The 16081-nt window shown below is 69.3% G+C and carries 13 protein-coding genes; 2 read left to right on the top strand and 11 right to left on the bottom strand.

The features are described 5' to 3' along the window. Positions 1–196 precede the first annotated feature (196 nt). Together recA and alaS are read left to right on the top strand one after the other, a co-directional pair. A complete protein-coding gene (recA, locus tag RVX_RS06095; RefSeq protein WP_007522742.1) occupies positions 197–1270 on the top strand; it encodes a recombinase RecA in 1074 nt (357 codons plus the stop codon). Positions 1271–1403: 133 nt separating this feature from the next. Continuing rightward, complete coding sequence (gene alaS, locus RVX_RS06090) at positions 1404–4043, top strand: alanine--tRNA ligase (RefSeq protein WP_116305147.1); 2640 nt, start codon at positions 1404–1406, stop codon at positions 4041–4043. A gap of 151 nt (positions 4044–4194) precedes the next feature. Here the strand turns inward: alaS and RVX_RS06085 are convergent, their stop codons facing one another. From RVX_RS06085 to RVX_RS06035, 11 genes are all read right to left on the bottom strand, one after another. After that, positions 4195–4962 carry a DUF3313 domain-containing protein gene (locus RVX_RS06085; protein WP_116305146.1) on the bottom strand — a complete coding sequence of 256 codons (768 nt, stop codon included), beginning with the start codon at positions 4960–4962 and terminating at the stop codon, positions 4195–4197. Positions 4963–5055: 93 nt separating this feature from the next. After that, positions 5056–6345 carry a GAK system CofD-like protein gene (locus RVX_RS06080; RefSeq protein WP_116305145.1) on the bottom strand — a complete coding sequence of 430 codons (1290 nt, stop codon included), beginning with the start codon at positions 6343–6345 and terminating at the stop codon, positions 5056–5058. Next, entirely contained in the window at positions 6335–6613 is a 279-nt protein-coding gene (locus tag RVX_RS06075) for a hypothetical protein (protein ID WP_116305144.1), read from the bottom strand. The genes RVX_RS06080 and RVX_RS06075 overlap by 11 nt, the downstream gene beginning before the upstream one ends. Positions 6614–6791: 178 nt before the next feature. After that, a complete protein-coding gene (gene phoU / locus RVX_RS06070) occupies positions 6792–7472 on the bottom strand; it encodes a phosphate signaling complex protein PhoU (RefSeq protein WP_116305143.1) in 681 nt (226 codons plus the stop codon). Positions 7473–7547: 75 nt separating this feature from the next. Beyond that, positions 7548–8315: a phosphate ABC transporter ATP-binding protein PstB gene (gene pstB / locus RVX_RS06065; protein ID WP_043608425.1), complete on the bottom strand. Its 768-nt coding sequence runs from the start codon at positions 8313–8315 to the stop codon at positions 7548–7550. A gap of 111 nt (positions 8316–8426) precedes the next feature. Beyond that, positions 8427–9119, bottom strand: coding sequence for a response regulator (locus tag RVX_RS06060; protein WP_007522763.1), 693 nt, complete (start codon positions 9117–9119; stop codon positions 8427–8429). A gap of 356 nt (positions 9120–9475) precedes the next feature. Then, positions 9476–10081: a 3'-5' exonuclease gene (locus tag RVX_RS06055; RefSeq protein ID WP_172596530.1), complete on the bottom strand. Its 606-nt coding sequence runs from the start codon at positions 10079–10081 to the stop codon at positions 9476–9478. A 261-nt stretch (positions 10082–10342) separates the two neighbouring features. After that, on the bottom strand, positions 10343–11773 hold the full coding sequence (locus tag RVX_RS06050; protein ID WP_230404430.1) for a 4Fe-4S binding protein: 1431 nt from the start codon (positions 11771–11773) through the stop codon (positions 10343–10345). A 149-nt stretch (positions 11774–11922) separates the two neighbouring features. Then, complete coding sequence (locus tag RVX_RS06045; RefSeq protein WP_116305141.1) at positions 11923–12726, bottom strand: 4Fe-4S binding protein; 804 nt, start codon at positions 12724–12726, stop codon at positions 11923–11925. Between the two features lie 130 nt (positions 12727–12856). Then, the gene (gene mnmE, locus RVX_RS06040; protein ID WP_420192423.1) at positions 12857–14386 is read right to left on the bottom strand and encodes a tRNA uridine-5-carboxymethylaminomethyl(34) synthesis GTPase MnmE; all 1530 of its coding nucleotides are present in this window, start codon (positions 14384–14386) and stop codon (positions 12857–12859) included. Positions 14387–14586: 200 nt separating this feature from the next. Beyond that, complete coding sequence (locus tag RVX_RS06035) at positions 14587–15966, bottom strand: protein jag (RefSeq protein WP_116305140.1); 1380 nt, start codon at positions 15964–15966, stop codon at positions 14587–14589. Positions 15967–16081 lie beyond the last annotated feature (115 nt).

Here is a 16081-nt window from a genome sequence, read left to right as displayed (position 1 = left end):
GGGCAGAAGCTGGACCGCCCCCTGGCCATCGCCAAGACGCTCTTTGGACATGCAGGCCAGGGCCCGGACCGTCCGGAGTCGCGCGCCCGCCGTTGCCCGCCGCCGCGCCTTCTGATATGCCCGTGAAGCCTGTCGACACATGGTGACGCCTGCCGGCGCACGTCGCGGCTACACTCATCCCACTCCGGAGACTCCCATGGCGAAGAAACCCGCCCTGACGCCCGAAGAAATGCGCCGCGAGGCCCTTGCCACCGCCCTCAGCACCATCGAGCGCAAGTACGGGCAGGGCTCGGTCATGAAGCTGTCCGATACCGCCCACGTGAACATCCCGGTGATTCCCACCGGCTCCATCGGGCTGGACCTTGCACTGGGCGTGGGCGGCATTCCGCGCGGCCGCGTGTCGGAAATCTACGGCCCGGAATCCTCGGGCAAGACCACGCTGGCCCTGCACATCATCGCCGAATGCCAGAAGCTGGGCGGCACCGCCGCCTTCATCGACGCCGAACACGCGCTGGACACCAACTACGCCACGCGCCTCGGCGTGAAGACCGATGAACTGCTCATCTCGCAGCCCGACTTCGGCGAACAGGCGCTGGACATCGCCGACATGCTGGTGCGTTCCAGCGCCGTGGACATCGTGGTCATCGACTCTGTCGCCGCGCTGATTCCCCAGGCGGAACTGGAAGGCGTGATGGGCGAAATGCAGGTGGGCGGCCAGGCCCGCCTGATGTCGCACGCCCTGCGCAAGCTTACCGGCACCATCCACAAGTCGCGCACCGCCGTCATCTTCATCAACCAGATCCGCATGAAGATCGGCACCATGGGCTACGGCAACCCGGAAACCACCACCGGCGGCAACGCGCTGAAGTTCTACAGCTCGATCCGCATGGACATCCGCAAGATCCAGACCCTGAAGGACAAGGAAGAAGTCTACGGGTCGCGCACCCGCGTCAAGGTGGTGAAGAACAAGGTGGCCCCGCCCTTCCGCGAGGCGCTGTTCGACATCCTGTACGGCACGGGCATCTCGCGCACCGGCGAACTCATCGACCTTGGCTCCGACGTGGGCATCATCGAAAAGAGCGGTTCGTGGTTCGCCTTCGGGTCCGAGCGCCTCGGCCAGGGCAAGGAGAACGTCCGCGCCCTGCTGGAAGAAAACGAGGCCCTGCGCCTGACCGTGGAAGCCAAGCTCATCGAGCACCTGGGCATGATGCCCACCAAGGTGGTGGACCCGGACGACAACGCGGGCGCCATGGACGACGACGAATTCTAGCCGCGCCTTCGCGCCGCGCCGCCGCCATCCCCGCCCCGCCCGCCGCCACGCGGCCGGGCATTCCGGGTGAACGGGCCAACGGGCGCGGCGCGCACTGCATGCGACGCCATACGATTTGCACAGGAGACAACCAGTGATCACCGCCAACGAAATCCGGCGCCGGTTCCTCGAATTCTTTCAGTCGCAGGGCCACGAGATCGTGCGCTCCTCTTCCCTGGTGCCCAAGGACGACCCCTCGCTGCTGTTCACCAACGCGGGGATGGTGCAGTTCAAGAAGATTTTCCTGGGGCAGGAAAAGCGCGCCTACGTGCGGGCCACCACCTCGCAGAAGTGCCTGCGCGTGGGCGGCAAGCACAACGACCTTGAAAACGTGGGCCGCACCGCGCGCCACCACACCTTCTTCGAGATGCTGGGCAACTTCTCGTTCGGCGACTACTTCAAGGAAGACGCCATCAAGTTCGCCTGGAAGTTTCTGACCGAAGACCTGAAGCTGCCCAAGGAACGCCTGTACGCCACCGTGTTCCGCGACGACGACGAGGCGCGCGACCTGTGGCTTGCGCACACCGACATCCCGGCCGAACGCATCTACCGCATGGGCGAGAAGGACAACTTCTGGTCCATGGGCGATACCGGCCCCTGTGGCCCCTGCTCGGAAATCCTCATCGACCAGGGCGAGCACATGACCTGCGGGCCGAACTGCGGCATCGGCAAGTGCGACTGCGACCGGTACCTGGAAATCTGGAACCTGGTGTTCATGCAGTACGACCAGTCCGCCGACGGCACCCGCACCGCGCTGCCCAAGCCCTCCATCGACACGGGCATGGGGCTTGAGCGCATCGCCGCCGTGTGTCAGGGCGTGTTCTCGAACTTCGACACCGACCTGTTCCAGGCCATCATCCAGTACACCTGCGGCATCGCCGGGGTGTCCTACCGCGCGGACGACGACACCGACACCGCCCTGCGGGTCATCGCCGACCACAGCCGTTCCATGGCCTTCATGATCACCGACGGCATCCTGCCCTCCAACGAGGGGCGCGGCTACGTGCTGCGCCGCCTGATCCGCCGCGCCTACCGCTTCGGGCGGCTCATCGGGCAGACCGGTACCTTCCTGCACAAGACCGCCATGAAGGTGGTCGAGGTCATGGGCGACGACTACCCCGAACTGCGCGGCAACGCCGACTTCATGGCCCGCGTGGTGCGCGAGGAGGAAGAGCGCTTCAACCGCACCCTGGACAAGGGCCTGGCCCTGCTGGAAGAGGAACTGGAAAGCCTGCGCGGCGCGGGCAGCACCCGCGTGGCGGGCGACGTGGCCTTCAAGCTGTACGACACCTACGGCTTCCCGCTGGACATCGTGAACGACATCGCGGAAAAGCGCGGCTTCACGGTGGACGAGGACGGCTTCCGCACCCTGATGGCAGAGCAGAAGGAACGCGCCAAGGCCGCCTGGAAGGGCTCGGGCGAATCGGACATCGCCTCGCGCTTCCACGCCCTGCTCGAAGAAGGCCTGCGCTCGGAATTCATCGGCTATGACCACCTTGCGGGCGACAGCCGCGTGGTGGCCCTGCTGGATGCCACCGGCCTGCCCAGCGAAGGGCTTCCCAAGGGCGCCAAGGGCTACGTGGTGACCACTCGCACCCCGTTCTACGGCGCCTCGGGCGGCCAGACGGGCGACCTTGGCTCCATCACCTCCCCCTCGGGCAAGGCCCGCGTGCTGGACACCCTGAAGCCCTCGCCCGAACTCACCGTGCATCAGATCGAAACGGTGGACGGCGAAATCCTGCCCGACCAGGAAGTGCACCTGCAGGTGGAAGAGGACGAACGCGTGGCCTCGGCCCGCAACCACACCTGCACCCACCTGCTGCACGCCGCCCTGCGCCGCGTGCTGGGCGACCACGTGAAGCAGGCCGGGTCGCTGGTGGCCCCTGATCGGCTGCGCTTCGACTTCACCCACATCGCCGCCATGACGCCGGAAGAGATCGCCGCCGTGGAGCGCGAGGTGAACCGGGTGATCCTGGCCGACCTGCCGCTGGAAACCGACCACATGGCCTACGACGCCGCGCTTACCCGGGGGGCCATGGCCCTGTTCGGCGAAAAGTACGGCGACGAGGTGCGCGTGGTGGCCATCGCCGACGAGTCGGTGGAACTGTGCGGCGGCACGCACCTTCGCGCCACCGGCCAGGCCGGGCTGTTCCTGATCCTGTCCGAGGGCGGCGTGGCCGCCGGGGTGCGCCGCATAGAGGCCATCACCGGCTGGAACGCCCTGCGCATGGTCATGGACCAGCGCGCCGAACTGGGGCAGGTGGCCGGGCTGCTGAAATCCCGCCCCGGCGAAATCGCGCCGCGCGTGGAGGCCCTGCAGAAGGACGTGAAGAGCCTGCGCAAGGACCTGGAAAAGGCCAGCTCCCAGGCCACCTCCGGCCAGGGCCGCAACATCATGGACGAACTGGCCGAGATCAACGGCGTGAAGGTTCTGGCCGCCAAGGTGGAAGTGCCCAACGTGAAGGCCCTGCGCGACCTGATGGACGACGTGCGCTCCAAGCTGCCCTCTGGCATCGCCTGCCTGGCCGCCCCCGACGGCGACAAGGTGAGCCTGATCGTGGCCGTTTCCAAGGACCTGCACGACCGCTTCACCGCCCCGGCCCTGATCAAGGCCGTGGCGGCCGCCGTGGGCGGCTCCGGCGGCGGGCGGCCCGACATGGCCCAGGCCGGGGGCACCAACCCGGCGGGCATCGACGAGGCCTTCGACATCCTGCGCAAGACCATCGCGGGCTAGCCAGCCGGCCAGTAAACACGACGCCCCCGCGTGCCTGCACGCGGGGGCGTTTTTTCATTGCGACGGGCCAAGGACGTGAGGCGCCAGCGCTCGGCCAGACACTCGGCCAGACACTCGGCCAGACACTCGGCCAGCAGCTCCGTGCTGCGTGCTACTGCACGCGGACCTTGGCCAGTTCCGCGGCAATACGCCCGGCCCACGCCTCGATGGCGTCCTTGGCATCATCCAGCGGCGCGCGCAACGGCGCCTTGGCGCCCGCCCGCCGGTCCACTGCGGCCACCAGGCGTTCGCCGGTCACCGCGTCCAGCAGTTCCACCTCGGTCTCGGACTGCCCCACGTCCGGGTATTCCCCGGTGGAGGCATAGGTGGCCTGCGAAACGATGAACCCCACCGGCATGATGGACATCACGTTGCGGACGGGCTTGCCGGGCACCACATCGGTGATGGCCACCCGCAGGCGCAGCGTCTGGGGGCTCACCACCCGCGCCAGCGGGTACACGGGCGAAATCTCGTCCACCAACCGTTCACGATACAGGGTGGCCAAGCTGTTCAGGCTTGCGGGGTCCACCTCGCGGTCGGCGTCCGGCTTCAGCACCACACGCACCGGGTCGATGACGATATCGCGGTACTTGCGGGTGTCCAGGCCGGGCTTGCGGTAGATCATTGAAGCCTTGCCGGGCTCACCGGGCACGAGTTGGGAATAATCGCCCAGAAAGCCCGACTGCCCCGCCCTGCGTGGCTCCTTGGCGGCACACGCGGCCAGCCCCGCGCACAACGCGAGGGCAAGGCACAAGCAGGCCAGCAGGCGGGCAGAAGGAAAGGGACGAAAGTGGATGTGCCCGGCAGTGTCAGGCTGGATGAAGGCCGGGTGGACGAGGGTCTGGGAACGGCGGGCGTGAGGCGGAAGGGAATGCTGCATGGTATTCCTCCGGGTTGGACGCATCCGTCCACCCTACCCCATGCAATACGCCGCGCAAGCCCGGTATTTATCATGCCGGACGGCAGCGAATGTTCAGTGCGGCCGCGCCATGCCCAGCAACAGGTCGGCCACCGCGTCGGCGTCGTGCCGCCCCGCGGTGGCAGGCGGCTGCGCCCCGTCGGGCAACGGGCGCACCACCGGGGCATCCAGCAGGTCCACGCCCAGCGCGCGCAGCCCTTCGCGGTCGATGCCGCCGGGGTACACCCCGTTGCGCGCATCCACCACCACAGTGCCCAGCAGGCGGGCCGCGGGCATGTCCGAGCCCGCGTCGCGGCGCAACGCGGCCAGCAGGGCGGCGGCGCAGTCGGCCACGGACAGGCCGAGCTGCTCGGGGTCCGTGCCGCTGTTGGCCACGTACACCTTGGGGCAGTCGGCCTCGGCCACGGCGCGGCCCACGCCCCGTGGGAGCAGGTTGGCCAGCACGCTGGTGTAGAAGCTGCCCATGGGAAAGCAGATCAGCTCCGCCCGGGAAATATGCCGCGCGGCGGCCTCGCCCACGGCCACCTCCGCCTCGACGGGAACCGGCGCGCCGGGAGCGCTGGCGGACGAGGCGGCGGGGTCTGCGTTGCGGGCGGGTCCGCCCCATTCCCCGCCGTCCCCGCCATTGGGCCGGGTGCGGGTAAGAAACAGGCGGCGCACCGGCGCGGTGATGCCGGGCGTTCCCTTGCCGGTGATGCGGTGCTGGCCCAGCAGCACGGAGCCGTCGGCCAGTTCCGCCGCCAGATGCAGGTCGTCGTCCACGATGGGAACCACCGCGCCGCGCACCCGGAACAGGCGCGAGAACAGGTGCACCACCGGCCCCAGTCCCCCGCCGTGGCGCAGGTAGCCGCCCGCCAGCAGCAGGTTGCCCAGGCACGCCCCGTGCGGGTCGAAGCCGGGCGGCGCGAATTCCAGAAACCAGCGCAGGTGCAGGCGCAGCACGTCGGCCACCAGCGGGTCTATGCCGCGCCAGGCCGGGTCACGCTCCGATGCCAGCGCGTACAGCCGCTGCATGAGGGTGTCGTGCTCGCCCGCGTCGGCCAAGCGCAGGTCGCACAGGGCCACCAGCGCGGGGCTGGCCACGGCCGGGTCGGCCAGGGCCAGCAGTCGGTTGCGCAGGTCGCCCACGGCGGGCATGCGGATGTAGCGCCGCAGCACCGCCGTACTGCCCCCGGAGTCGAACGGGGTGACCAGGTGCACGGAATTGTGGGTGTGGCGCGTCAGCGCATGGCTGAGCGCCTTCAACGCCGTGCCGCCGGTGAAGAAGACGATGCGCGGCCCGTGGGCCGCGTCGCGCGGGAACGCCGGGCCAGGGCCTGCCCCGGCGCGGCGGCTAGTCGTCATCCCCGTCATCGTCTCCGGTCTCAGCATGCCCGGCGTCGTCGCCCGCTTCACCGGGGCGCTTGGGAAACTTCACCTTCACGCGGGCACGCAGCTTCTCGCCGGTGCGCTTCAGCGAAATGCCGATGCTTTCGTAGCCTTCAATGTCTATGGAGCGGCCATCCAGCGTGATGGTGCCGGTGGCCATCTGCTCGCCGACGCGCCGCACCAGGGCGGGCGCGTCTTCGGGAGCTATGGGAAACTGCACGGTACGTTTGCCGTATTGGGTCATCGGGTCTCCGGGGCGGGCCACCGTGGATGCGGGGCCGCAAGGGTATGGGATGGGCCGCCGCCTTTCCGGATGTCCGGCGGGCGGCGGGGCGTGCAGCATACCGCAGCCGCCCCTGAATGCAAAGCGGGGCCGCCGTGTGGGGCGGCCCCGCTGCTGCGGAGAAGTATAGGGGCTCGCGCTAGCCGCACGTGCCGCCGGAATTGATCTGGAAGCTGTGCTTGATGTTCAGCCCTTCGACGATGAACATCACCGTCTCGCCCACGTTGGTGGACAGGTCGCCCACCCGCTCGAGACTGCGCGAGACGAGAATGGTGTGCACCGCCCGTTCCACGGCCGGGCTCTCGCGGCTCATGTAGTCCATGAGCTCGCGCAGCACCTGCATGTCCAACTGGTTGCAGCGCTTGTCCAGCACGCGCAGTTCGCGGCCCAGCCGAGCGTCGCTTTCGCGGAAGGACATCACCGCCTTGCGGAACATGTCCACTGCGTGGGCGCCCAGTTCGTTCAGGCTGGGCATTTCCGGCAACGGCGGCCGGGATGCCAGGAACATGGCCGCCTCGGCGATGTTCACGGCCTCGTCGCCCACCCGTTCCAGGTACATGCTGGCCCGCATGATGGCCACGATGATGCGCAGGTCCACGGCCATGGGCTGGTCCAGCGCCAGCAGCCGGAAGCTGAGTTCATCGATCTCGCACTCTATGGTGTTGATCAGCTTGTCGCCCGCGATGACCGAGCGCGCGGCGTCGGCGTCGCGTTGCTGCAGGGCCCGCACGGCGGTTTCGATGGCCGTTTGCGAATGCGCGGCCATTTCCAGCACCTTCAGGCGAAGCTTCTGCAATTGCTGGTGAAAATGCGTTTCCACGGAAATCTCCTGGGGGAGTTGTCAAGGCGGGGGGCGTTGGGCGGCGGGCTGCCGCCAGGCAGTGCGAAAACTCCCCTAGCCGAAGCGGCCGGTGATGTAGTCTTCGGTCTGCTTGTTGCGCGGCCGGGTGAACATCATTTCCGTCGCGCCCCACTCCACCAGCTTGCCCATGTAGAAGAAGGCCGTCAGGTCGGAGACGCGCGCCGCCTGCTGCATGCTGTGGGTCACGATGATGATGGTGTAGTCCTTCTTCAGGATGTGGATGAGTTCCTCGATCTTCTGGGTGGCGATGGGGTCCAGCGCGGATGCGGGTTCGTCCATCAGCAGCACCTCCGGCTCCACGGCCAGGGCCCGCGCGATGCACAGGCGCTGCTGCTGGCCGCCGGAAAGGCCCAGCCCCGATTCGTGCAGGCGGTCCTTCACCTCCTCCCACAGGGCGGCGTGGCGCAGGCTCTGCTCCACCTTCTCGGCGATGTATTCCTTGTCGCGCACGCCGTTGACGCGCAGGCCGTAGGCCACGTTCTCGAAGATGGACTTGGGGAAGGGGTTGGGCTTCTGGAACACCATGCCCACGCGGCGGCGCAGTTCCACCACGTCCAGCTTCGGATCATGGATGTTCATCCCGTCGAGGCAGATCTCGCCGTCCACGCGCGAGATGGGGATGAGATCGTTCATGCGGTTCAGGCAGCGCAGGTAGGTGCTCTTGCCGCAGCCCGAAGGCCCGATGAGCGCGGTGACCTGGTTGCGCTCGAATTCCAGATTGATGTCGTGCAGCGCCTGAAAATCGCCGTAGTAGAAATTCAGCGACGCCGAGTGCATCTTCACGTTCTTGCTGTCTGGCATGTCTCGTTCCCGGCGGCGCGTGGCGCGCCGCGCGTTGGGGCGTTAGGCAAAAGGGGGCGATGCCGCGGAATGGCGGGGCAACGGCGCTGGGCCGTCGGCGGTCCTGCCCGGCTACTGTTCCTTGAAGCGGTATCCCACGCCCCGGATGGTCTCGATCATGGCCGCGTAGCCGCCAATCTTCTGGCGCAGCCGCCGCACGTGGGTGTCCACGGTGCGGGCGTAACCTTCGAATTCATATCCCCACACGGTGTTCAGCAACTGGTCGCGGGTGCGCACGCGGCCCCGGTTACGCACCAGTTCCGACAGCAGGCGGAATTCGGTGGCGGTAAGGGCGGCTTCCTCGCCGTCCACCTCCACGCGGTGCGCCTCCAGGTCCAGGGCAAGGCCGTCCACGCGCCACTGCGAGCGCTGGGGGTTTTCCGCCACGCCCTGCGCTCGCTTGAGCACGGCGCGGATGCGCAGCACCAGTTCGCGCGGGCTGAAGGGCTTGACCACGTAGTCATCGGCGCCCAGTTCCAGCCCCACGATGCGGTCCACTTCCTCGCCGCGCGCGGTAAGCATGATCACCGGCACGTCTTCGGTCTCGGGCAGGCGCTTCAGTTCGCGGCATACGTCCAGGCCGCTCATGCCGGGCAGCATCAGGTCCAGCAGCACCAGCGCGGGCTTCTGCCGCAGCGCGATGTCCAGCCCCTCGCGCCCGGTGGTGGCCGTCCGCACCTCGAACCCGGCGGATTCAAAGGTGAAGGTCAGCAACTGCAGGATGTCCTCGTCGTCTTCCACCACCAGAATGCGCTCTTTCGTCATGTGCTTCTCCTTGGCGCTTTCCTGCCCGTGAAGATGTGCGTCGCCGGTGACGGATGCGTGGTTGCCCCGTTACAAGAACGTGACATTTTTCCCCCTCACTGCCAAGACAGCCGGAATTCCTTGGCCATGCCAGGCCAGCGCCACCACGCATGCCGCATGTTGGTGACGACTGCGTGACGACGAAGACGGAACGGAGAAAACGGGGGACGGCACAACGAACCGCGCGCACCGTGACGTACAGGGTGCGCGCGTGGACTGCGGGAAAAGCGTGCCCGATTTGGCGGGAGGCGATAAATTCGCGGGACGGGGAATGGAAGACGGCGGCCAAGGCCAACTAGCGCCAAACTAGCGCCAGTCTAGCGGTTAATGAGCCCCAGCCTGCGCATGCGCAGATGAATCTCGCGGCTCACCCAGGCGTCGGTGGCGGCGTACAGCACCTGCTGCGGGGCCAGTTCGCGGTTGCTCCAGTTGGAGCACTGGGCCCCCTTGGAGATGCGCACTTCCAGAAAGTTGGCGGCCAGGTTGCGCAGGCCGTGCGTCTCAAGCCCCAGGTCGCGGGCCACCTCGCCCAGGTCCACCACGCCCGCGTCGTTGAAGGCGTACAGCTTCTGCAGGTCGCGGATGTCGTCGCGCACGGCCACGCCGGTCTTGACGATGTCCGGGTCGGACAACACCGAGGCCAGCGCGTCGCCGAAGGGCAGCCAGTTGAGCTGGAACAGGTAGACCACGTCGCTGCACGCAAGCTGCACCAGCGACGGCAGGTTGACCTTGCCCTTGCGGAAGGTGGGCCGGGTCTCGGTGTCGAAGCCCAGCACGTCCTCGTCACGCAGGCGGTCAATGGCGTCCGCGAGCCCGTCCTCGTCGCGGACGATGCGGATATCACCCGCATACCGCTCAAGGGGCAGCTCGTTGATCTCGTCCTTGCTGATCTTACGCCGATACCGTTCGGGAATCTTCTTCATCAGGTGGCACTCGTGAAGGCGCGGTCCACGGAGCCGGAAATGCGGAGGACCGGCGGCGCGGGATGCAAAAAGGCACGAAGCGCGCGGTGGCTCCGGCGGCGGCATTCATACATGATGGGCCGGGTTACGTAAACCCCCGGCTCCGGAACGGTCACCCGCCACGGTTCGCCAAGCTCCGCCAAGGTCCGTCAAGGTCCCAATCCCCCGGGGTTCTCCCTGGCCCCCACCATGTCCGGCAGACTCACGCGGCTTCACCCCGCTTCACATGCGGGCCACGTTCAGGAACACCGCGTGCAGCACGGCGGCCAGCACGGCAAAGATGCGCCATGCCGTTCGCGGCGCGACCCCCGGCAAGGTCAGGCGCATGGCCCCGTGGCGGCAGACGGTGACGCAATCGCGGCACAGGGTGCAGGAAAGCGCGGGCCGCCCCTCCTCCAGTCGCTGCTCGTCCAGCGCGTTGTACCGGCACACGGCCAGGCACGCCCAGCAGCGGGTGCAGCCCGGCCCCACCCGCAGCCGCCACGGTGAAATCCGCCCCAGCAGGTTGCCCACGGCCCCCATGGGGCAGAAGGCGGTGCAATGCGCCATCATGCCCCGCCGCGAACTCACCCCGGCCATCACCGCCACCCCGGCCAGCCCGAACAGACCAGCCGCCGTGGCGGCCACGCCCAGGGGCACCCCGGCCCGGCCCATGGTCCACGCGGCGGCGAACACGGCGGCGGCAAGGCACCAGCGGAACACCACGGCCCAGGGCGGCAGCGGCGCGGTCCGCCTGCCCCTGCCCTTGTGGGCGGCAGGCTTTGCCAGCCGCGAGCAGGCGTCGTCCCACGCGCCGATGTAGCACAGGTGGCTGCACCACGCAGGCCCCAGCAACAGCACCGAGACGCCGAACAGCACCAGCATGAACACGCCCTCGCCCCGGAACAACGGACCGGCAAGAATCAGGGCGGGCACCGGCAGGTGCAGCGCCCCGGTCATCAACAGCCGGTGCGCGCCCAGCAGGCCCAGGGCCAACTGGCCGAAGAACACGGCGGAGAACAGCGCCCACAGGCGCGGGCGGGCCTTGCGGGCGCTGGCGGGGTCCAGCAGCAGCCCGGCCGCCCACGCGGCGTACACCCCGGCCAGGGCGATCTGGAGCGGGCCGGAGCCGGGCAGGAAACGGTCGGACAGCAACAAGACGATACTGGACGCGCGCCAGCGGGCCAGCCACAGCAGCCCCACGGTCAGCAGGAAGGCCACGGCCCTGGGCCACGCGGTGCCCGCGCCACGATGATGGCGCAAACGCCCGGCCTCGCCCGCCAGCCGCCACCACGCGGCCATGGTCAGGCCGGTGATGGCCGCCATGATGGCCGCAAGGCGCAGCCAGTCCATGCCGAAGGCCATGCGAAAGCGCACCAGATCCACGCCCGCCGACACCCAGAAAAGCCCCCCGGCGAACAGCGCCGCAAGCGCCACCAGGCGCGCCCAGGCCAGACGGATGCAGACCAGGCCCGCCAGCACGCCCCACGCCGCAGCCACGCCCCAGTCGCCCGCGCGCACGGCATGGGCGGCCAGCAGGGCGAAGGCCGACAGACAGGGCGCGGCCACGGACCAGAACGCGACACGGCCCGGCCCGCCGTCCGCGCCGCCATCGGAAATGGCGGGCGAAAACGGCGGCACGGGCCGCGATGCAGCATGGGGCAATGGTGGCATGGCCTGCCGGTTTCCGGGTGATGTCCCGGTGCTGTCTCCCCCTCCGGGACAATCCGCCGCAGCGTTACCCCCGTCGTGCGACGGGCGCGTTGCGCCATGCGGGGGAGGAAAATCGGTGCGGTGGCTGGCCATGCTCTTGCAAATGGCGGCTACGGGGTTTCGCCACCCGCGCCCTCCCCTTCGCCGGTATCCGGGTCCGGGGCATCGAAGCGGACGGGGGCCATTTTTTCAGGGGTGCGCACCGGCCCCGGCAGGACGCCCGCCAGACGCGCCGCCGTGGCGGGGTCGGAGGCCACCAGGTCGCCGAAGCGCAGGTGCAGCCGGTATTCGCGCATGTACCACGCCAGCGCGTTGCGCAACGCGCGCACCACGCCGTCGTCGTCCAGCAGGTGCGACTGGCCGGGGAAGCCCGAAGCGCCGGGCACCTCGTCCAGCCCCTCCAGTTCGGTGGCCAGCCGGGGGCGGCGGCCCAGACGGCCCCCCACCACCACCCGCCAGCCCTCGCGGGCCACGGGCAGGGCCTTTTCCGGGCAGCGCTTGATGCACAGCCCGCAGGATAGACAGTTCTCGGGGTGCAGTTCCGGCCCGTTCTCCGTAACCACCATGGCGTGGTCGGGGCACAGCCGCTCGCACAGCCCGCAGCGGGTGCAGGCGTCGGAGGCGCGGCCCGGCGTCCAGGCCCGGATGATGCCCACGTCCGCGATATGCGGGCGCGAGCAGCCGTTGGGACACGCGGACACCGCCACGCGGAAGGCGTGGTGGTGCAGGATGGGGCCGCGCACCACGTCGCGCAGGAATTCCGGCCAGCCGCTGCCGACGACCACCTGTTCGAGCCGGGCCAGAAAGCCTTCGGGCACGGGCAGCGAAAAGCGGCAGGTGCCCCCGCGCGAGGAGGAGACGGTCGTGCCGCGACAACCGTTGACGATGAAGGGAGAGGGAGCGCGATCGGACATGGTTCTCCTGTGGCGTGTCCGCCTTGCGTGCACCGTGGCACGGGGGGCGGGTTCCGGTCGGTGACGCAGGTCACAACGGGCGGGATGGCTTGTTTGCTTCCCGGTGGTCCCGTCGCAGGGCGAATTCCACCTACTTTCCTATGCAAAATGAAGAAAAAATATGTTCCAGCACTTCGGCGGGCGTGGTTTCTCCGGTGATCTCGGACAGCACGGCGCAAGCCCCGTCAAGGCGCACCGAGCACAGATCATACGGCACCCCGGCGCGAATGTCGTCCGCCAGGGCATCCAACTCGTCCAGGGCGCGGCGCAACGCCTGGGCCTGGCGCAAGTTGGGGGCGAGATCGCCGGATTCCGGTTCGCCGCTTGCGCCCGCCGAGTCAACCGAGCCTGGCCCGCCCGCCTCGCCAAGCCTCGCCAGCACCATGGCCCGCGCGGCGGCGGCCAGTTCGTCAACGCCCTGGCCATGCAGGGCGGAAACGGCCACGCAGGGGCAGCCCTCCACCCCGGTCGGGCATTGGAAGGCGGCCGCGCCTTCTTCCCCCGCCGCGAGATCGGCCTTGTTCAGCACCACCAGCACCCGGCCGCGCGCCATGCCGAGTACGCCGGACGAAGCCATATCAAACGAGCCGGACACGTCAGGCGGAACGGACACGCCGACCGGGGAATCCGGGGCATGCTGACCACGCACCTGGCGCAGCAGTTCGCGTTCCGCGTGGCCCACTCCGGCGGCCGCGTCCACCACCAGCAGGACCAGGTCGGCCTGGGCCACCAGGTCGCGGCTGATGCGCACGCCCTCCTGCTCCACGATGTCGCCGGTTTCGCGCAGGCCCGCCGTGTCCACCAGGCGCACCGGCAGCCCGGCCAGGTGCACCGGCTCCTCGATGAAGTCGCGGGTGGTGCCGGGCATGTCGGTGACGATGGCCCGGCGGCGTCCCAGCAGGGCGTTCATCAGGCTGGACTTGCCCGCGTTGACGTGCCCGGCCAGCACCACCAGCGCGCCCTCCTGCCAGCAGCGCCCCCGCTCGTGCGCGGACAGCAGCCCGCGCACCCCGCTGGCCACGGCGTCGCATTCGGCCACGAAGGCCTCGGGGGCAAGGCAATCCACCTCGTCCTCCGGAAAGTCCACGGCCACGCACACCTGCGCGCGCAACTCCAGCAGTCGCGCCCGCAGCGCGGCCACCCGCGCGCCCAGCAGCCCTTCCAGCCGGGCCTGGGCCAGGCGCAACCCGCCCCGCGCGGGGGCGGCGATCATCTCGGCCACGGCTTCGGCCTGGGTCAGGTCCATGCGCCCGTTCAGAAAGGCCCGCCGCGTGAATTCGCCCCGCCCCGCCGGTTGCGCCCCGCAGGCGCAGGCAGCCTCCAGCACCGCCGCCAGCACGGCGGGGCCGCCGTGGCAGTGGATTTCGGCCACGTCCTCGCCGGTGAAGGTGCGCGGGCCGGGCATGGCCACGGCCAGCACGTCGTCCACGGGCGCACCGGAGGCGTCACGCACGCGGCCCCGATGCAGCGTCCATGGCCGGAACCCGGCGAAACGCGGCGAAGCGGGCAGGAACAGCCGCCCGAGAATGGCGTGGCTGTCCGGCCCGCTGATGCGGATGATGCCCACCCCCCCGTGTCCGGGCGGGGTGGCGACGGCGGCTATGGTGCCTTCCTGCCGCATGGCGTGCTCCCCGGCGCGGCGGTGCCGCCCGATCCCCACGATCACGGCGGCGCGCGCCCTTGTGGACGCGAACGGGGGAAACCCGTGTGGGTATCCCCCGCCCTGCGCATTCACTATGTAGGGTCCACGGTCGCACCGCAAACGGAATCTCGCGCTTGCGAACGGGCGCGGATTGCCGCCGCCCGGCGGACCGGACCGATCTAGCCCTTTCTGCGGCGCATGATGATCACCCGTTTCAGCGGGCCGTCGCCCTTGCTGCGGGTGACCACCTCTTCGTCGTCCTGCAGGGTCACGTGCACCACCCTGCGGTGGTACGAACTGAGCGGACGGGTGGACTGCGGCTTGCCGGTGGCGCGCACCTTTTCGGCCAGGTGCAGGGCGATGTCGCGCAGTTTGTCGTCCTGCCGCTCGCGGTAGTCGCCGGAATCCAGTTGCACGCGCACCGACGAGCCGAGCGTGCGAGAGACGATGCGCGAGGCCAGATACTGCAGCGCCGACAGGGTCTGCCCCTCGCGCCCGATGAGCAGCCCGGAATTCTCGCCGCAATCCACGGAAACGTTCACGCGGCCCTCGGCCAGTTCCACGGCGAAGCCCGCTTCGCCAATGATCGGCGTGACCAGGCGTTCCATGACCTCCACGGCCACCTGCTTCACCTGATCCTGATCCAGCTGTTCCAGCGGGATTTCGGGCAGGCCGTCGCCGCCGTGCTCGTCGGCGTCGTCCAGCATGTCGGCCGGGAAGGGGGCGTCACCCGCGGCCCGATCGGGCCTGTCCGAACGAGTTGGCCGGTCCAATCTGTCCGGCTGTTCGCCGTTACGGCGGGGACCACGGCGGCCCGATTGGTCCGATTGGCCGTTGCCGTCGTCTTCCTGCGGCTGGCGCGCGGGACGCGGCCCGCGAGAAGAACGCTGCGCATTCTGGTCACGGGGCGCGCGGGCGGGTCTGCCGCCAGGACGGGAAGCGTCGGTTGCGGCGTCGTCGGCATCGCTTTCGCCCCCTCGGGGCGGGGCGGGCTGCTCGCCGCGCCCGTTTCCATCGGGACGGTCGCCACGAGGTTCGCCGTCACGCTCGCGGCGGCCACGGCCGCCACGGCGGCGGCGGCGTCCGCCACGGTCGTCACGTTCGCCGCGCTCGCCTTCCGGCTTGCGCCCGTCACGTTCGTCGTCGTCTTCGGAGTCTGCATCGTCACGGATATCGGACCGGGCAACGGCCGCCTCGGCCAGGGCCGGGGCCTCCCCGCGCTCGCGGCGGGGACGGTCCTCGCGCGGACGCTCTTCGCGGGGCCGGGACGCGCGGGCGGGCCGTTCACCGGACGCATCCGCGTCTTCCGCCAGTACCGCAGACGGCGCAGTGGCCGAAGCCTCCGGCTGCACCGCGGCGCCCGCCTGGGCCATCCGCCCGATCTGGGCGCGACGCGCGCGAATCTTGGCCTTGCGCGCGCCCACGATGCCGAAGATGCCGGACTTTGCGTCCTGAACGATGTCTATCTCAAGCTTTTCGCGGGGGGCGTCGAAGTAGGAGCAGGCCTCGCGAATGGCGTCGTCAAGGCTCTTGCCCTGAAACTCCTTGTATCCATCCATGCTGTCACCTCGAAAAGGGAGGGAGGGAAGGCGGAGCCGGAGGGGCCTTGCGGGCGGGTGGCCCGCCGCCGGACGGCGCGTCGTCATGCGGGGCGCGCCCGGCGCATGGCCGTCC

The organism is Nitratidesulfovibrio sp. HK-II (assembly GCF_003402415.2).
In the GTDB taxonomy this organism is placed as follows: domain Bacteria; phylum Desulfobacterota; class Desulfovibrionia; order Desulfovibrionales; family Desulfovibrionaceae; genus Cupidesulfovibrio.
This window is presented reverse-complemented; position numbering and strand designations above follow the sequence as displayed.